The 16,851-nt window shown below is 66.7% G+C and carries 16 protein-coding genes; 12 read left to right on the top strand and 4 right to left on the bottom strand.

Annotated elements, in window-relative coordinates:
• Positions 1-70: 70 nt before the first annotated feature.
• The 5 genes from murA (at position 71) to hisC (ending at position 5,706) form a co-directional block, all read left to right on the top strand.
• Positions 71-1,330 (top strand): UDP-N-acetylglucosamine 1-carboxyvinyltransferase, encoded by a 1,260-nt coding sequence (gene murA, locus THITHI_RS0107255; protein WP_026186142.1) that lies wholly within the window; start codon positions 71-73, stop codon positions 1,328-1,330.
• Positions 1,331-1,345: 15 nt separating this feature from the next.
• Complete coding sequence (gene hisG, locus THITHI_RS0107250; protein WP_018232415.1) at positions 1,346-1,996, top strand: ATP phosphoribosyltransferase; 651 nt, start codon at positions 1,346-1,348, stop codon at positions 1,994-1,996.
• Positions 1,997-2,014: 18 nt separating this feature from the next.
• Positions 2,015-3,073, top strand: coding sequence for a 3-deoxy-7-phosphoheptulonate synthase AroG (gene aroG, locus THITHI_RS0107245; protein WP_018232414.1), 1,059 nt, complete (start codon positions 2,015-2,017; stop codon positions 3,071-3,073).
• A 233-nt stretch (positions 3,074-3,306) separates the two neighbouring features.
• Entirely contained in the window at positions 3,307-4,605 is a 1,299-nt protein-coding gene (gene hisD, locus THITHI_RS0107240; protein WP_018232413.1) for a histidinol dehydrogenase, read from the top strand.
• 9 nt (positions 4,606-4,614) lie between these two features.
• Positions 4,615-5,706, top strand: coding sequence for a histidinol-phosphate transaminase (gene hisC, locus THITHI_RS0107235; RefSeq protein ID WP_018232412.1), 1,092 nt, complete (start codon positions 4,615-4,617; stop codon positions 5,704-5,706).
• A gap of 62 nt (positions 5,707-5,768) precedes the next feature.
• Here hisC and THITHI_RS0107230 read toward each other — a convergent pair whose 3' ends face one another.
• Positions 5,769-6,920, bottom strand: coding sequence for a Do family serine endopeptidase (locus tag THITHI_RS0107230; protein WP_018232411.1), 1,152 nt, complete (start codon positions 6,918-6,920; stop codon positions 5,769-5,771).
• Between the two features lie 58 nt (positions 6,921-6,978).
• Here THITHI_RS0107230 and THITHI_RS0107225 point away from each other — a divergent pair, with 58 nt between their 5' ends.
• The 6 genes from THITHI_RS0107225 (at position 6,979) to THITHI_RS0107200 (ending at position 11,969) form a co-directional block, all read left to right on the top strand.
• Positions 6,979-7,731, top strand: a complete 753-nt coding sequence (locus THITHI_RS0107225) for a Nif3-like dinuclear metal center hexameric protein (RefSeq protein WP_018232410.1) — start codon at positions 6,979-6,981, stop codon at positions 7,729-7,731.
• A gap of 201 nt (positions 7,732-7,932) precedes the next feature.
• Positions 7,933-8,529, top strand: a complete 597-nt coding sequence (gene petA, locus THITHI_RS0107220; protein WP_018232409.1) for a ubiquinol-cytochrome c reductase iron-sulfur subunit — start codon at positions 7,933-7,935, stop codon at positions 8,527-8,529.
• The gene (locus THITHI_RS0107215) at positions 8,529-9,923 is read left to right on the top strand and encodes a cytochrome b (RefSeq protein ID WP_018232408.1); all 1,395 of its coding nucleotides are present in this window, start codon (positions 8,529-8,531) and stop codon (positions 9,921-9,923) included. Before petA ends, THITHI_RS0107215 begins: the two co-directional genes overlap by 1 nt.
• Positions 9,923-10,672 (top strand): cytochrome c1, encoded by a 750-nt coding sequence (locus THITHI_RS0107210; RefSeq protein ID WP_018232407.1) that lies wholly within the window; start codon positions 9,923-9,925, stop codon positions 10,670-10,672. The genes THITHI_RS0107215 and THITHI_RS0107210 overlap by 1 nt, the downstream gene beginning before the upstream one ends.
• A gap of 254 nt (positions 10,673-10,926) precedes the next feature.
• Positions 10,927-11,553 carry a glutathione S-transferase N-terminal domain-containing protein gene (locus tag THITHI_RS0107205; protein WP_026186140.1) on the top strand — a complete coding sequence of 209 codons (627 nt, stop codon included), beginning with the start codon at positions 10,927-10,929 and terminating at the stop codon, positions 11,551-11,553.
• Positions 11,554-11,579: 26 nt separating this feature from the next.
• Positions 11,580-11,969, top strand: coding sequence for a ClpXP protease specificity-enhancing factor (locus THITHI_RS0107200; RefSeq protein ID WP_026186139.1), 390 nt, complete (start codon positions 11,580-11,582; stop codon positions 11,967-11,969).
• Between the two features lie 25 nt (positions 11,970-11,994).
• Here THITHI_RS0107200 and THITHI_RS0107195 read toward each other — a convergent pair whose 3' ends face one another.
• From THITHI_RS0107195 to THITHI_RS0107185, 3 genes are all read right to left on the bottom strand, one after another.
• The gene (locus tag THITHI_RS0107195) at positions 11,995-13,383 is read right to left on the bottom strand and encodes an FAD-binding oxidoreductase (protein WP_018232404.1); all 1,389 of its coding nucleotides are present in this window, start codon (positions 13,381-13,383) and stop codon (positions 11,995-11,997) included.
• Between the two features lie 140 nt (positions 13,384-13,523).
• A complete protein-coding gene (locus THITHI_RS0107190; RefSeq protein WP_018232403.1) occupies positions 13,524-13,880 on the bottom strand; it encodes a YraN family protein in 357 nt (118 codons plus the stop codon).
• A complete protein-coding gene (locus THITHI_RS0107185) occupies positions 13,877-15,808 on the bottom strand; it encodes a penicillin-binding protein activator (RefSeq protein ID WP_026186138.1) in 1,932 nt (643 codons plus the stop codon). Before THITHI_RS0107185 ends, THITHI_RS0107190 begins: the two co-directional genes overlap by 4 nt.
• Positions 15,809-15,896: 88 nt before the next feature.
• Between THITHI_RS0107185 and rsmI the strand changes: the two genes are divergently transcribed.
• A complete protein-coding gene (gene rsmI, locus THITHI_RS0107180) occupies positions 15,897-16,757 on the top strand; it encodes a 16S rRNA (cytidine(1402)-2'-O)-methyltransferase (protein ID WP_018232401.1) in 861 nt (286 codons plus the stop codon).
• The last annotated feature ends 94 nt before the right edge of the window (positions 16,758-16,851 follow it).

Here is a 16,851-nt window from a genome sequence, read left to right as displayed (position 1 = left end):
GGCCGAAATTCGCTATCATGGGCGTCTTTTTTTCACCGAACGGGACCCCGCGGGGCGCCAGACATCGATGATGGACAAGCTGATCATTCGTGGCGGTCAACCCCTGTCCGGGGATGTGCGCATTTCCGGCGCCAAGAATGCCGTGCTGCCCATCCTCGCGGCCACGCTGCTGGCCGACAGCCCCATGAGCATTGGGAATGTCCCGCATCTGCAGGACGTGACCACCACCATGGAACTGCTGGGACGCATGGGCGCCACACTCACCGTGGACGAGCGCATGCGCATCGAGGTGGACCCGACCACCACGAACCAGTTCGTCGCCCCATACGAGCTGGTGAAGACGATGCGCGCGTCCATCCTGGTGCTGGGTCCGATGTTGGCGCGCTTCGGCCAGGCGGAGGTGTCCATGCCCGGCGGCTGTGCCATCGGCTCCCGGCCCGTGAACCTGCACGTCGACGGGCTGGCGGCCATGGGCGCGGAAATCCACGTGGACGGCGGTTATATCCGCGCCAGGGCGGATCGGTTGCACGGCGCGCGTATCGTCATGGACATGGTGTCCGTGACGGGCACCGAGAACCTGATGATGGCGGCGGCGCTGGCCCGCGGGACCTCGGTGATCGAGAATGCCGCCCGCGAACCGGAGGTGGTGGACCTGGCCAACTGCCTCAACACCATGGGCGCGCAGATCTCCGGGGCCGGTACGGATACCATCGTGATCGACGGGGTGGACACCCTCAGCGGTTGCCGCTACGACGTGCTGCCGGACCGCATCGAGACCGGGACCTTCCTGGTGGCCGGTGCCATCACCGGCGGCCGGGTGCGCTTGCGCAGTACCGCGCCCGGCAGCCTGGACGCGGTTCTGGCCAAGCTTGAGGAGGCGGGTGCCCACATCAGTACGGGAGAGGACTGGATCGAACTGGACATGGACGGCCGGCGACCCCGTGCGGTCAACCTGCACACGGCCCCCTATCCGGCGTTCCCGACGGACATGCAGGCCCAGTTCATGGCCCTCAATGCCGTGGCGGATGGCACCGGCGCCATCACTGAGACGGTATTCGAGAACCGATTCATGCACGCTCTGGAACTGCAGCGCATGGGTGCGGACATCCGCGTGGAAGGCAACACCGCCATGATCAGGGGGGTGCCGCGCATGACCGGTGCACCGGTCATGGCCACGGACCTGCGCGCGTCGGCGAGCCTGATCCTGGCCGGCCTGGTGGCCGACGGCGAGACCCTGGTGGACCGTATCTATCACATCGACCGCGGATATGAATGTATTGAAGAGAAGCTTTCCCAGCTGGGCGCCAGCATCCGCCGTGTGCCCGGATAAGGGGATCGACACGTCATGAGCAACGCATCCCTCACCATTGCCCTGTCCAAGGGGCGGATCTACAAGGACACGCTGCCGCTTCTGGCCGCGGCCGGGATCACCCCCGTGGATGATCCGGAAACCAGCCGCAAGCTGATCCTGGACACCAACCTGCCGGAGGTGAAGCTGGTGGTCATTCGTGCCGCCGACGTTCCCACTTACGTGCAGTACGGTGCGGCGGACCTGGGGGTCTCCGGCAAGGACGTGCTGATGGAACACGGCGGTGAAGGTATCTATGAGCCCCTGGATCTGCGCATTGCCCGCTGCAGACTCATGGTGGCGGGGCGCCCGGGCGCCACAGAAACGGCCGGCCGCTTGCGCGTTGCCACCAAGTTTGTTAATACCACCAGACACCATTATGCCGCGCAGGGGCGGCAGGTGGAGATCATCAAGCTCTACGGTTCCATGGAGCTTGCCCCCATCGTGGGTCTTTCCGACTGCATCGTGGACCTGGTGGATACCGGCAATACCCTGCGTGCCAACGGCCTGGTGCCGCTGGAACACATCGCCGACATCAGCGCCCGGTTGGTGGTGAACAAGGCCTCGATGAAGATGAAATCGGCACGGGTCAAGGACCTGATCCGGCTTCTCGGCGAGGCGGTGGAACGGGCGACCCCCAACCCCTGAATGCAAGAAGAACCGACTATGCGCTACCAGACCGATGACCTGCGAATCCTGGAGATCCGCGAGGTGTCGCCCCCCGTGCTTGTGCACGAAGAGCTGCCTATCACCGACGAGGCCGCGGCCACCGTGCATGACGCCCGCCTGACCACCCACAACATCCTCGCCGGCAAGGACGATCGGGTGCTGGTGATCGCCGGTCCCTGTTCGATCCATGACGTGGATGCGGCCATGGAGTATGCGGGGCGGCTGAAGCGCATGCGCGACGCACTGGCCGACGACCTGCACATCGTCATGCGGGTGTACTTCGAAAAGCCGCGCACCACCGTGGGATGGAAGGGGCTCATCAATGACCCCAACCTGGACGGCAGCTTCCAGATCAACAAGGGCCTGCGCCTGGCGCGCGGGCTGCTGCTCGATCTTGCCAAGATGGGCATGCCGGCAGCCACCGAGTACCTGGACCTCATCAGCCCTCAGTACGTGGCGGACCTGGTCGCCTGGGGTGCCATCGGCGCGCGCACCACCGAGAGCCAGGTGCATCGGGAACTGGCCTCGGGCCTGTCCTGCCCGGTGGGTTTCAAAAACAGCACCGACGGCAGCCTGCAGGTGGCCGTGGACGCCATTCGCTCCGCTTCCCGCCCGCACCATTTCCTGTCGGTGACCAAGGCCGGTCATTCGGCCATTTTTTCCACCGCCGGCAACACCGACTGCCACATCATCCTGCGCGGCGGCAAGGAACCCAACTACGACGCCCCCAGCATCGAGCGCGCGGCCGTGCAGCTCAAAGCGGCCGGGCTGCCGCCGAGCCTGATGGTGGATTGCAGTCATGCCAACAGCCGCAAGGAACCCAGCCGGCAGGTGGACGTGGCCCGGTCGCTGGGCGAGCAGCTTGCCGCCGGCGACCGGCGCATCATCGGCACCATGCTGGAAAGCCATCTGGTGGGCGGGCGTCAGGATGTCTCCGACGACCGGGATCTCACCTACGGCCAGAGCATCACCGACGCGTGCATGGGCTGGGATGACACGGAGAAGGTGCTCAACGAACTGGCCACCGCCGTGCGCGCACGCCGTGAGGCGGTCTGAACCTGGTTCAAGAGCGCCACAGAGGTCACAGAGGTCACAGAGGAAAGGAATCGAACGGGGTCCTTGGCTCGGCGGCATTGCGGCGGATGAACCTGTCTCTGTCACGGCAAAGACCTTGCTTTCGCCAAGGCGCAAAAACGCCATGGTACGTGGATCTGAGAGTTTTTCCTCTGTGACCTCTGTGCCCTCTGTGGCATAACGAGCTTTTCCTCCCACATTTGAACAGAACCGCCATGCCTGCCATCAACCGACTGAGTACCCGAGACCCCGACTTCCGCCAGCGTCTGGACGCGCTGCTGGCCTGGGAGGGTGTGTCCGACGAGGCCGTGTTCAACACGGTACGCGACATCCTGGCCGCTGTGCGCCGCGACGGGGATGCGGCCCTGATGGAGTACACCCGTCGCTTCGATCGCCGGGAGGTGGCGAGCGCCGCCGACCTGGAGATTCCCGTCGCGCGGCTCCGGCAGGCCCTGGACGCCATCCCGGCCGGCCAGCGCGAGGTCCTGGAATCGGCCGCCATACGGATTCGTCGCTATGCCGAACGCCAGAAAATGGAGTCCTGGCAGTACACGGAGGACGATGGCACCGTGCTCGGCCAGCAGGTGACGCCGCTCGACCGGGCGGGCCTGTATGTGCCCGGCGGCAAGGCCGCCTATCCCTCGTCCGTGCTGATGAATGCCATCCCCGCCAAGGTGGCCGGCGTGAAGGAATTGATCATGGTGGTGCCCACGCCGGGCGGCGAGGTCAACGAGCTGGTGCTGGCCGCCGCTGCCGTGGCCGGCGTGGACCGGGTGTTTGCGGTGGGCGGCGCCCAGGCCGTGGCGGCACTGGCCTACGGTACCGCGACCATCCCCGCCGTGGACAAGATCGTGGGTCCGGGCAACATCTACGTGGCCACGGCCAAGCGCATGGTCTACGGCACCGTGGGGATCGACATGATCGCCGGGCCCTCGGAGATCCTGGTGATCTGTGACGGCGAGACCGATCCCGACTGGATCGCCGTGGATCTGTTCTCCCAGGCCGAGCATGACGAGGACGCGCAGTCGATCCTGGTCTCACCGGACGAGGCGTTTCTTGACAGGGTGGCGGAAAGCATGGACCGGCTCATGGCGGAGATGCCCCGCGCGGAGATCATCCGCACATCCCTCGAGGGCCGCGGGGCGCTGGTGCACGTGAGGGACCTTGACGAGGCGGTGGAGGTGGCCAACCACGTCGCCCCCGAGCACCTGGAGCTGTCCGTGGCGCAGCCGGAGGTGCTCGCCGCGCGGATTCGTCACGCCGGTGCCATCTTCATGGGCCGCCACACCGCCGAGGCCCTGGGGGATTACTGTGCCGGACCGAACCACGTGCTGCCCACGTCGCGCACGGCACGCTTCTCCTCGCCGCTGGGGGTGTATGATTTTCAGAAGCGCTCGAGCCTGATCCACTGTTCCGCCGAGGGCGCGTCCACCCTGGGCCGCATTGCTTCGTCGCTGGCCCGGGGCGAGGGCCTGGTGGCCCATGCACGCTCCGCGGAATACCGTATCAGGTAAGGCCCGGACATGAGCGATGCCGCCAACGAACTGGTCGGCCAGTGGATCCGGCCGGGCATCCGCGCGTTGGCCGCGTACCATGTACCGGATGCCACCGGACTTGTGAAGCTGGACGCCATGGAGAATCCCTACCACTGGCCGCGGGAACTGGTGGACGCCTGGCTGGAAGTGCTGCGCGGGGTGGCGCTCAATCGTTACCCGGATCCGCGTTCCCCGCAGCTGATCGACACCCTGCGCCGGGTGGCCGGTATCCCGGCGGAGCAGTCGGTGATCCTGGGCAACGGTTCCGACGAATTGATCCAGGTGATCATCATGGCGCTCGCCGAGCCGGGACGCGTGGTCATGTCCGTCGAGCCGAGCTTCGTCATGTACCGCATGATTACCGGCTATGCGGATATGAACTACGTGGGTGTGCCTCTCGGCGAGGATTTTGCCCTGGACACGCCCGCCTTCCTGGCCGCCATGAAGGCGCACCGCCCGGCCGTGGTGTTCCTGGCCTATCCGAACAATCCCACGGGCAACCGTTTCTCCCGCCCGGACGTGGAGGCCGTCATCCGGGCGGCGCCCGGGCTGGTGGTGCTGGACGAGGCCTACGCGCCGTTCGCCGATGACAGCTTCCTGTCCGACCTTGGCCGTTATCCCAATCTGGTGGTGATGCGCACGGTCTCAAAGCAGGGCCTGGCCGGGCTTCGACTCGGGTACCTGTGCGGGCCCGCGGCCTGGCTGTCGGAATTTGACAAGGTGCGCCTGCCCTACAACATCAACGTGCTCACACAGGCCAGTGCCGACTTCGCGCTCGCCCATCACCACGTGCTGGACGAGCAGGCCGCCGCCATCCGTCGCGACCGTGAAACCCTTGCCCGGGCGCTGGCCGGTCTGCCCGGCGTCACGCCCTATCCCAGCGAGGCCAACTTCATCCTGTTCCGGGTACCGGCGGGGCGGGGGGATGCGGTGTTTCAGGGGCTTAAGGAGGCGGGCGTGCTGATCAAGAACCTGTCCGGCCAGGGCGGCGCACTGACCGACTGCCTGCGCGTCACCGTGGGCCGGCCGGAGGAGAATGAGCGCTTCCTCGCTGCGCTCGGAAGGGTTGTTGGTCAGTAGTCCGTTGTCAGTTGTGAAAGGCACAGAACAACGGACCACTGACAACGGACTACTGACAGCCTTTACCGCCTCGCCGGGCGCTTGCCGACTTCGCTGCGGATCTCGATCTTTTCGCCGTCGCGGATGCCTTCCATGGGCAGGGTGTCGCCGGGGCGGGCCCGCGCGATGAAGTTGAGCGCATCCTGGGCGTCGGTGACCCGGTCGCCGCCGATGTGGGTGATGATGTCCCCGGGCTGCATGCCGGCGCGGCCCGCGGGGCTTTCGCGCAGCACGCCGGCGATCAGCACGCCGCGCCGGTCTTCCAGGCCGAACGACTCGGCCAGTTGCGGGGTGATCTCCTGTACCTCGATCCCCAGCCAGCCGCGCACCACCTGGCCCTGCTCGATGATCTGCGTCATGACGTCCCGGGCGAGATCCACGGGGATGGCGAAGCCGATGCCATGGGATCCGCCGGACCGGGTGAAGATGGCGGTGTTGATGCCCACCAGGTCGCCGCGGGCGTTGATGAGCGCGCCGCCGCTGTTGCCCGGGTTGATGGCCGCGTCGGTCTGGATGAAGTCCTCGTAGGTGTTGATCCCCAGGCGGCTCCGACCCGTGGCACTGACGATGCCCTGTGTCACCGTCTGACCCACGCCAAAGGGGTTGCCGATGGCCAGCACCACGTCCCCCACCCGCAGGTCCGAGGAGCCGCCCACCGCGATGCTGGGAAGGTCCCCGTTGCCGGCGGCGATGCGAAGGACGGCAAGATCTGTATCGGGGTCCGTGCCCACGACGACTACGTCAAGGCTGCGCCCGTCGGCCAGCATCACCTCGATCTCGTCTGCATCGCGGATCACATGGTGGTTGGTGAGCACGTAACCCTGGGGACTGAAAATCACACCCGAGCCGAGGCTGGTCTGCGTGCGCTGGCCGGGCGTGTCGAATCGGTCGCCGAAGAAACGCCGGAACAGCGGATCTTCCATGAAGGGGTGGGCCTGCTGAGTGACCGTCTTGCGGGTGTGTATGTTGACCACGGCGGGCGCGGCATGATCCACCGCATCCGCGTAGGACACCGGTCCTTCCATGCGCGGCCCGACCGCCGGCCCGTCCCCCTGGCGCACCTCGACCACCGGGCGGCTGTCGCGTACGAGGTCGGGGAAGAAAATGACCATGACTGCGGCCGCGGCGATGCCGACCACCACCACCTGGACGAAGAATCGCGATAGCTTGGACATGGATTTACAATAGCATGAGCCGTGTCCCGATGGTGGCGCGTTTTAAGGAGGTATACCCGTGGAGACCAGTATCCATGCGCTTGCCCGCCACGCGGACGAACTGCTCGACGTCGGTCGATTCAGCGATTACTGCCCCAACGGCCTGCAGGTGGAGGGCGGGCGTCCGGTGCGCCGCCTGGCGAGCGGCGTGACGGCAAGCCGTGCCTTCATCGAGGCGGCAGTGGCGCAGGGAGCCGATGCGCTGCTGGTGCATCATGGCTATTTCTGGAAGGGCGAGGACGCCCGGGTGACGGGCCTGAAGCGTGAGCGCCTGCGTCTGCTGCTCACCCATGATGTCAGTCTGCTGGCCTACCACCTGCCCCTGGATGCCCATCCGGAACTGGGCAACAATGCGAGACTTGCCGCGCGTCTGGGTTTTCAGGTAGAGGGGCATCTGCGCGAGGATGGCATGGGTCTGGTGGGAAGCCCGCCGGAGACGCTGGACGGCGCCGCGTTGTGTGATCGCCTGGAGACGGCGCTCGGGCGCAGGCCCCAGTGGGTGCAGGGCGGCCCCGTGAAGATCCGGCGGATCGGCTGGTGCACCGGCGCGGCCCAGGGGTTTATTGAACAGGCGGCGGCCCTTGGGCTGGATGCCTACATCAGCGGTGAAATCTCCGAGCAGACGGTGCATGTGGCCCGTGAGGCCGGCATCCACTACTTCGCCGCGGGCCATCATGCCACGGAGCGGGATGGCGCCCGCGCGCTCGGGAGCCGACTGGCCGACGTATTCAATCTTCAGCATGAGTTTATCGATATAGAAAACCCGGTATAAATCCGCTGCTTGCGCACGCGCGCGCATGCGCGCGCTTGACCTGAACACGCAGTTCGGGAATCCTATCGCGTCTTGACTCGCCCGCCAAAGGACGGGGTGCGCTGCCGTATGTCCGGGAGCGCACCCCGTGGATACAAGCCCGGCACCAGTTCGGGCGGCAGCATAAAGAATGATGATTGCACTCTCAGTGGGAGACTTGTAATGGCTAACGAAGGCGTTAACCAGGGCCGGCGCCGCTTCCTGGTTGCGGCCACTACGGTGGTCGGAGGCGCGGGTGTCGTGGCGGCGGCGATACCCTTCCTGGCGTCCTGGCAGCCCAGTGCACGGGCCCAGGCGGCAGGCGCACCGGTGGAAGTGGATATATCCCAGATCGAGCCGGGGCAGCTGATTCGCGTGGAATGGCGCGGTCAACCGGTATGGGTCGTGCGGCGCACCGAGGAGATGCTCGACTCCCTGGCTGAGCTGACGCCGCGTCTGCGTGACCCGGACTCCGAGGTGGAGAGTCAGCAGCCGCCTTACGCCCAGAACATCCATCGCTCCATCAAGCCCGAGTACCTGGTGGTCGTCGGGGTCTGCACGCATCTGGGCTGTTCGCCCGCGTACCGGCCCGAAGTGGCGCCGGATGATCTTGGGCCCGAATGGCGGGGTGGCTTCTTCTGCGGCTGTCATGGTTCGCGGTTCGACCTGGCCGGGCGCGTATACCGCAATCTCCCGGCCCCCACGAACCTGGTGATACCGCCGCACTTCTACCTGTCCGACACCCTGCTGCTGGTGGGTGAAGACGAAGGAGCAGCCTGATGAGCAAGTCACTGACCGCCCTGGCGGGCTGGATCGATGCGCGCTTCCCCATGACCAAGTGGTGGAACGAGCATCTGGCCGAATACTACGCCCCCAAGAACTTCAATTTCTGGTACTTTCTCGGGTCGCTGGCCATCGTGGTCCTGGTGATCCAGCTGGTCACCGGCATCTTCCTCACCATGTTCTACAAGCCGGATGCGGCGTATGCCTTCGCCTCCGTCGAGTACATCATGCGCGATGTGCAGTGGGGCTGGTTCATCCGCTACATGCATTCCACCGGCGCCTCCGCGTTCTTCATCGTGGTGTATCTGCATATGTTCCGCGCCCTGCTCTACGGTTCCTACAAGCAGCCGCGTGAACTGCTGTGGGTCTTCGGCTGGCTGATCTTCCTGGTGCTCATGGCGGAGGCCTTCATGGGCTACCTCCTGCCCTGGGGGCAGATGTCCTACTGGGGCGCCCAGGTGATCGTGAACCTGTTCTCCACCATCCCCTTCATCGGACCGGATCTGGTGACCTGGATTCGCGGCGACTTTCTGATCTCCGATGCCACGCTCAACCGGTTCTTCGCCCTGCACGTGGTGGCGCTGCCGCTGGTGCTGGTGATGCTGGTGTTCGTGCACATCATCGCGCTGCACGAGGTGGGCTCCAATAACCCGGACGGCGTGGAGATCAAGAAGCTCAAGGGACCCGATGGCAAGCCTCTCGACGGCATCCCGTTCCATCCCTACTACACCGTCAAGGATATCGTCGGCGTAGGCGTGTTCCTGATCCTGTTCTTTGCCGTGATGTTCTTCGCGCCGGAGTTCGGGGGCTATTTCCTGAAGGCGGACAACTTCGTGATGGCCGATCCCCTGGTCACGCCGGACTTCATTCCGCCGGTCTGGTATTACGGTGCCTTCTATACCACCCTGCGCGTGATCCCGGATCCGTTCCTGGGTGTGTTGACCATGTTTGGCGCGGTGTTCGTGCTGCTGTTCCTGCCGTGGATCGACCGCAACCCGGTCAAGTCGATCCGCTATCGCAGCCCGGTGCACAAGTTCAACCTGATCTTCTTCGGCCTGATCTTCATGCTGATGACCTGGCTCGGCACCAATCCGCCCGACCCGCTGCTGGTGGAACTGGGCTTGCGCGCCACCGTCGTGTACTTCGTGTTCTTCGTCGTGCTCTGGTTCCACAGCCGGGCAAGGTCGATGGTCATGAGCGTGGTGACCTTCCTGGTGCTGGTGGGCCTGTACACGGTCTACGACCTGACCCGCGTGGACAGCGAGACCGCGCTGCTGGTCTGGAGCGTGTGGCTGATTCCCACCATCTACCTGGCCATTACCCTGCTGCTGCCCGCGTTCATGCGCGGCACAGGCCAGGACAAGCCCGTTCCGGAAAGGGTGACCGCGTGATGAAGAAACTGATCCTGATACTGATTCTCCTGGGCCTGGCCGTGCCCGCGGCATCCCTTGCCGCGGGGCCTTCCGTGAAGGTGGACAAGGCCGACATCGACGTGACCAACCAGGCTTCCCTGCAAAGAGGCGCCAAGTACTTCGTCAACTACTGCCTGGGCTGTCATCAGGCCCAGTACAGCCGTTACGCCCGCGTCGGTCAGGACCTCGGTCTGACCGAGGACCAGGTTCGCGACAACCTGATCTTCACCCGTGACGAGCAGGGCGATCCCACCCGTGTGGGCGATCTGATGAAGAACGCCTTCCCGGAAGCGGATGCGGAGGAAGCCTTCCATGTGGTGCCTCCGGACCTGACCCTGGTGGCGCGGGCCCGCGGCGAGGACTGGCTCTACACATTCCTGCGCAGTTTCTACCTGGACAAGGATCGCCCGTTCGGCGTCAACAACACGGTATTCTCCAACGTGGGTATGCCCCACGTGCTGTGGGATCTGCAGGGCTGGCAGGAGAAGGTCACCGAGACCGACGCCAGGGGCAACGAGGTGACGCGCCTGGAACTGGCGGAATCGGGTAGTCTGAGCCGCGCCGAATATGACGCCGTGGTGCGCGATATCGTCACCTTCCTGTCCTACATGGGTGAGCCGATCCAGCACGAGCGCAAGATGCTGGGCATCTGGGTGATGCTGTTCCTGGGGCTGTTCACCGTGCTCGCCTATCTGCTGAAGAAGGAATACTGGAAGGACATCCACTAGCGCGGGTGACGGTTCGCGTCGCGGCCGCGGGTCGTCATGCAGCATGGCCTTTTCGCCTCGTTACCCACGCCCGGGACGCGCTCCCGATTGGGGGTGCATTCCCGGCGTCTGGTCGGGTGAAGGGCAGGGACGCCCCCATCAGCGCCGCGCCGCGTTATAATGGCCTGCCGGATTCGGGGTTTGCGCCGGCACGACCCCCAATACTCGCGGATTCTCGCCAGCGGAGATCCGGACCGTCCCAGGGAGAAATCAACATGGCGTTGATCGCCGCAAGAAGGTCCGTAATGACGCTCTTTTCCGCACCCCTCTGTGTGCAAAGCCACCGAGTACGCATCGTCCTGGCCGAAAAGGACATCACCGTCGATGTGATCAATATCGACCCGGATGACAAGCCGGAAGACCTGTCCGATCTCAACCCTTACAATTCCGTGCCCACCCTGGTGGATCGGGACCTGGCCCTGTACGGGCCGCAGGTGATCACCGAATATCTGGACGAGCGCTTCCCGCATCCGCCGTTGATGCCGGTGGACCCGGTGTCCCGGGCGGCGGCCCGGCTCGCCCTGTACCGCATCGAGCGGGACTGGTACACGCTGGCGGAGGAGGCCGAGGCCAACGGCCGCAAGCTGTCCGCCAAGAGCCGCAAGATCCTGCTGGAGAGTCTGGTATCCACGGCGGACGTGTTTGCGATCAAGCCCTATTTCCTGAGCGACGAGTTCAGTCTGGTGGACTGTGCCATCCTGCCCATACTCTGGCGACTGCCCGCCTACGGCATCCCATCCGGCAGCGTTCCCAAGCCCATCGCGTCCTATGCCAAGCGCCTCTTCGCCCGGCCCTCGTTCATGCACAGCCTGACCGAGGCTGAACGGGAACTGCGTTCCTGACCGGGAGGCTCCCGATGACCGAGCCCATGACCTCCAGCCGGCCGTACCTTGTTCGCGCGATCTACCAATGGATTGTGGACAATGGTCTCACGCCTCACCTGCTGGTGGACGCCAGCAATGATGACGTCATGGTCCCCTCCGATTACGTGGAAGGCGGTCGTATCGTCATGAATATTGCGCCCATGGCCGTTCAGGGACTGACGCTGGGCAACGAGGAGGTCACCTTCAGCGCCCGCTTCGGCGGGAGGCCGATGAGCGTGCAGATCCCCGTGCACCGGGTGATGGCCATCTATACCCGCGAGAACGGCCAGGGCATGATGTTTACCGACGAGGGCGGCAACGGGCCCTCGGGTGACGGCCCCGGTTCCGGGGGTGGGGGTGACGGCAAGGGAAGCCACCTGCGCGTGGTGAAATAGCTCCCGCCGTTTGCCGGAAGGAATCTCAGGCCGGATCCGGGAAGCCCTTGCCCGGGTTCAAAATGCCGGCCGGGTCGAACTGGGACTTGATGCGGCGCATCAGATCCAGGGTGTCCGGCTCGATCTCCCGAGCAACAAACTCGCGCTTCACCAGGCCGATGCCGTGCTCCCCGGACAGGCTACCGCGCAGGTTCAGCACCAGGGAGAACACCTCGTCCAGGCATCGGTCGCTCGCCTGCATCTGTGCCGGGTCGTCCGGGTCCACCAGCAGGTTCACATGGATGTTGCCGTTGCCCGCGTGGCCGAAGTTGACGATGGTGATGCCGTGACGTTCACCCAGCGCCTGCAGCCCGTCGATGAGTTCCGGTATGCAGGAGACGGGCACCACCACGTCCTCGTTGATCTTCTTGGGCGCCACGTTGCGCAGTGCGGGTGACAGCGCCTTGCGCGTGGCCCACAGGGCCCTGACCTCTTCCTCGCTTTTTGCCACCGTCACCGACAGCACGCCGTCCACCGAGGCCGCCTGCGCCACTGCATCGCCCGCCGCCTCCACGCAGTCCGCCGGACCGTCCACCTCGATCATCAGCAGGGCCCCGGCGCCACGGGGCAGATCCACCTGTGCGTACGAGCGAATCATCTCGATGGCGCTCCGGTCCATGAATTCCAGGGCGCACGGAATCACCGGCTGGGCCATCAGCGCCGCCACTGCCCGGGCGGCATCACGCATGTCGGCATAGACCGCCTGCAGGGTGAGTGTGGACTCGGGCAGGGGAGTCAGCTTGAGGGTCGCTTCCGTGATGATGGCCAGCGTCCCCTCGGAACCGATGATCAGGCGTGTCAGGTCATAGCCCACCACCCCCTTGGTCGTGAACACGCCGGTGCGCAACGGGCGTCCATCGCCGGTGATGGCGCACAGGCCCAGGGTGTTCTCGCGGGGTGTTCCGTACTTCACCGCCCGTGGTCCCGCGGAGTTGTAGGCTAGGTTTCCGCCCACCGTGCAGACGGCTGCGCTGGTGGGGTCCGGCGGCCAGAAGAAACCGTGTTCGCGGGCCGCGTCCTGCACCGCCTGGTTGGTGACACCGGGCTGTACCACCATCAACCGGTTGTCGGGGTCCACCTCCAGGATCCGGCCCATGCGTTCGAAGGAGAGGACCACGCCGCCACTGACCGGAACGGTGGCGCCGGTGGTGCCCGTGCCCCGGCCACGGGCCACCACCGGGGTGGCGTACTCGTTGCACAGTCGCACCACCCGGCGCACCTGCTCCGCATCGGTGGGGAACACCACCGCCTCGGGCAGGGCCTGCCGGCGGGAGTTGTCGTAGCCGTAGGGCCAGCAGTCGCCGGGCTCCGTGAGCAGGGCTTCGGCGGGTATGCACTGGCGCAGCGCGGCGATCAGGGGCGTGTCGTCGTTCATGGATTCAGTTTGCCACGGGACGGGCGCCGGCGTCTCTCCGCCCTCCCGGTTCCCGCGTGGGCGCAGGGGACCGGGCCCCGGCAAGTCGACGGGCCGTCGGGACAGACCGTGAGCGGCCGGACAGGCGGCAGTTGCGGCAGTCAATCCACCGGCGCATCGAAGGCGTTGGGAATCCAGTGCGGGGTCGAGCCGCCTTCGAGGGCCACCACGTCGAAGCGCATGGGTCCTTCCGGTTCGCCGCGGATCAGGAGGTAATGGCGCGCGGCGGCGCACAGGCGCCGCTGCTTGGCCGGGGTCACGCTGGCAGCCGCGCCGCCGAACCGCCTGTTGATACGCATGCGCACTTCCACGAAGACAAGGGTCTCGCCGTCCGCCATGACCAGGTCGATCTCGCCGGCACGGCACCGGTAGTTGGACTCGATGAGGTGAAGGCCGCGCGCCTGCAGGAAGGCGAGGGCCTCCTGTTCCGCGCGCCGTCCCTGGCGTTGCGTCTTCAAGGCGAGGGCGGCTCTCTCAGTACGGCCGGCACGGCGTCCGGTACGGGCCTGTCAGGCGGTGCCACGGCCATGAGCGGGCGCAGCTCGCCGCGCTGGAACCGGGCCCAGTGGAGTTGCCGGTGGATCCGGCCCGACTCGTCCAGGTGGAGGCTGCCGGTCAGCCCGGCGAACCGTTCTCCCGGACGCTCGTGCAGATGGTTGAGCAGCGGCACCAGGCGCAGGGCGTCATGGCCCATCGCCACCAGGCGCGGCAGCTGCCGGCTGGCGGGGGAGAGGACGGGTGACAGGGCTTCCCGGCCCGGCGCGTCCCCCACTTCCACGTCCAGCACCCAGGGGATGTCCGCCAGTACCACGCCGTCCAGGTCCTGGTCCGCCTGGGGATTGCGGGTGCCGTCATAGGCGTGGGAGGTGCTCAGCACCGGTAAATCCCCGGCGCGGTGAAAGCGCAACTGCGGCGCCAGCAGTCGCGCCTCCCGCGGTGACCCCACCATGAACACCAGGTCCAGGTCCTGCCGGCGCCGGGGTTCGAACTCGAGTGACCGGCGCACCACGTTCTGCAACTGCCGGTGCCGGGCGCTGCTCGCTTCGAGGCCGACCCCGCGGGTGATGGGTCCGGCGAAATCCGACGCCTGCGGCGCGTAGAACTCGGTGGACAGGACCATGCCCCCCAGGTCTTCGAAGCGCTCGGCGAAGCTCCGGCCGAGACGTTCTCCGAGGTCATTGCGCGGCGCCAGCACCAGGGCGAAGAGGTGGCCCTCGATGGCCGCGTGCTCGGCGGCCTGGCGTGCCTCGTCCTCCGGGTTGAGCCCGTACTGGTAGAAGTGCTCCGGTGCCGTGTCCTGCACCGAATGATTGAGGGCCAGCACGGGCACCGGCAGGGATTCGGCCCCGGCGAACAGGGTCACCGCCTGGCGGTCCAGCGGCCCGATGACCAGATCGGCCCCGTCGTCGACGGCCTGCTGGTAGAGGGTCCAGGCGGCCTCGGGCTGTTCGCCCGTGTCATACAGGCGAAGGGTCGGCCGCGCATCCGCGGGCAGGCCGTAGTAGGCCGCCGTCAGCCCTTCGTACACGGCCGAGGACACGACCGACAGCCGCCCGCTCATTGGCAGCAGCACGGCGATGTGGTCGGGATAGCGGCCGAGCGCCGCCCATTGTTCCCGCAACAGGCGCACCTGCGCGGGCGCGGCCGGGTGGTCCGGGTAACGGGCCGCCCACGCCTCCAGCGCCCGCTCCAGTGCCTCGGTCACCGGCGCCGTGCCCCGGGCGGCCCGGGCCAGCGCCAGCCACCCGGCGCTTACCGGGTCGCGGGCTTCGGTTTCCAGGCGCATCAGGGTGGCCCGGTCCAGGGCAAGCATCCGATCCCACAGTTCCTCCCGGTTGGCGTCGATGCCGGCCTGGTCCGATTGCCACCCCTCCAGGCGGATATGGGTTTCCACCATCCGTCCCCAGTCCTCCAGGGCCGCGTAGGCATCGGCGCGGGTTTCTTCCACCCGGCGCCCCAGGGCTGCCGGCACCCCCGGCACCTCCGCGGGCAGAGCCGCCAGCGCATCCTCGGGCCGCTCGCGCCACAGTGCCAGCCGGGCATTGGCCAGCCGGGTGCGAACCCGGTCCTGGGGCGCCAGATCCGCCGTGGCCAGGTACGCGAGGGCCGATTCCGCGGACTCCTCATCCCCGGCCTCGGGCGCCTGCGCCAGCAGCAGTTCCAGCCCCCGCAGTGTCAGTTCCGTGCGCTGCGGCTCCCGGGTCCCGGCGGCCAGGCGAAGGTAGAGGCGCGCCGCCTCCAGCGTTTCCCCCGCCTGTTCCAGCGCGACGGCCTCGGCGGGATCGACGGGCGGTTCCGTGGGGCGCGGAGCGGGGGCGCAGGCGGCCAGGGTCAGGCTGATCAGCAGGGCGGTCAGGAGCCGCGCGAGGGGCAATGGGTGGGTCATGGGTGTCGGGATTGGTCTTGTGTCCGTGGGTGCGCGTAGACTGGCGGGCGGGCGCTGTCGCTGGCAGGAGCCAGTATCTGGACCGGGGGTGGATGTGTCAATTGAAGCGGGTGTCCTCTACGTGGTGGCCACGCCCATCGGCAACCTGGGCGACATCTCCGCGCGCGCCCTGGAGACACTGCGCGCGGCGGACGTGGTGGCCGCCGAGGACACCCGGCGCACCGGCGTCCTGCTGAGCCATTTCGGCATCAGCGCCCGGCAGGTGAGCCTGCATGAGCATAATGAGCCCCGGCAGGTGCCCGGCCTGATCGAGCGCCTGCGCTCGGGCGCCACCGTGGCGCTGGTCTCCGATGCGGGCACGCCGCTGATCAGCGATCCCGGCTACCGGCTCGTTGCCGCCGCCCGGGAGGCGGGTATCCGGGTCTCTCCCGTGCCGGGCCCGGTGGCCGCCATGGCGGCCCTGTCCGTCAGCGGCCTGCCGTCCGACCGGTTCGTGTTCGAGGGTTTTCTCCCCGCGAAAGGCCCCGCCCGCCGCCAGCGGCTCCAGGCCCTGGCCGGCGATCCGCGCACGCTCATCTTCTATGAATCCAGCCACCGCATCGCCGCCTGCCTTGCGGACATGCGCGAGACCCTGGGCCCGGAGCGCCGCGCCGTGGTGGCCCGGGAACTGACCAAGACCTTCGAGCAGGTGCAGGGCGGCAGCCTCGCCGGACTGTGCGAGTGGCTCGCCGCACACGAGGATCACAGTAAGGGGGAATTCGTGGTGCTTGCGGCCGGCGCCCCCGAGGTCCGGGACGCGGGCGTACCGCCCGAGGCGGAACGGGTGCTGCGAATGCTGCTTGAGGAACTGCCCGTGAAGAAGGCCGCGAAACTGGCCGCCGAGGTCACCGGGGCGTCCAGGAACCAGCTCTATGCCTTGGCCGTGAAGATGAGAGACCCGGATGGATGAAGGGGTCATTCGTCCATCGGTGCACGCAGAGTGGTGGTCGGAAGGACAGGGTTGGAGGGCGTGGCCCTTCCCGATCCGCGTCGGTCGGGGTGAA

Source organism: Thioalkalivibrio thiocyanodenitrificans ARhD 1 (genome assembly GCF_000378965.1).
In the GTDB taxonomy this organism is placed as follows: domain Bacteria; phylum Pseudomonadota; class Gammaproteobacteria; order Ectothiorhodospirales; family Ectothiorhodospiraceae; genus Thioalkalivibrio_A; species Thioalkalivibrio_A thiocyanodenitrificans.
This window is presented reverse-complemented; position numbering and strand designations above follow the sequence as displayed.

What these genes read in the sequence shown, in the direction of transcription:
- murA (WP_026186142.1), top strand. Translation starts at nt 71, where the DNA reads ATGGACAAGCTGATCATTCGTGGCGGTCAACCCCTGTCCGGGGATGTG.
- hisG (WP_018232415.1), top strand. Translation starts at nt 1,346, where the DNA reads ATGAGCAACGCATCCCTCACCATTGCCCTGTCCAAGGGGCGGATCTAC.
- aroG (WP_018232414.1), top strand. Translation starts at nt 2,015, where the DNA reads ATGCGCTACCAGACCGATGACCTGCGAATCCTGGAGATCCGCGAGGTG.
- hisD (WP_018232413.1), top strand. Translation starts at nt 3,307, where the DNA reads ATGCCTGCCATCAACCGACTGAGTACCCGAGACCCCGACTTCCGCCAG.
- hisC (WP_018232412.1), top strand. Translation starts at nt 4,615, where the DNA reads ATGAGCGATGCCGCCAACGAACTGGTCGGCCAGTGGATCCGGCCGGGC.
- THITHI_RS0107230 (WP_018232411.1), bottom strand. Translation starts at nt 6,920, where the DNA reads ATGTCCAAGCTATCGCGATTCTTCGTCCAGGTGGTGGTGGTCGGCATC.
- petA (WP_018232409.1), top strand. Translation starts at nt 7,933, where the DNA reads ATGGCTAACGAAGGCGTTAACCAGGGCCGGCGCCGCTTCCTGGTTGCG.
- THITHI_RS0107215 (WP_018232408.1), top strand. Translation starts at nt 8,529, where the DNA reads ATGAGCAAGTCACTGACCGCCCTGGCGGGCTGGATCGATGCGCGCTTC.
- THITHI_RS0107210 (WP_018232407.1), top strand. Translation starts at nt 9,923, where the DNA reads ATGAAGAAACTGATCCTGATACTGATTCTCCTGGGCCTGGCCGTGCCC.
- THITHI_RS0107205 (WP_026186140.1), top strand. Translation starts at nt 10,927, where the DNA reads ATGGCGTTGATCGCCGCAAGAAGGTCCGTAATGACGCTCTTTTCCGCA.
- THITHI_RS0107200 (WP_026186139.1), top strand. Translation starts at nt 11,580, where the DNA reads ATGACCTCCAGCCGGCCGTACCTTGTTCGCGCGATCTACCAATGGATT.
- THITHI_RS0107195 (WP_018232404.1), bottom strand. Translation starts at nt 13,383, where the DNA reads ATGAACGACGACACGCCCCTGATCGCCGCGCTGCGCCAGTGCATACCC.
- THITHI_RS0107185 (WP_026186138.1), bottom strand. Translation starts at nt 15,808, where the DNA reads ATGACCCACCCATTGCCCCTCGCGCGGCTCCTGACCGCCCTGCTGATC.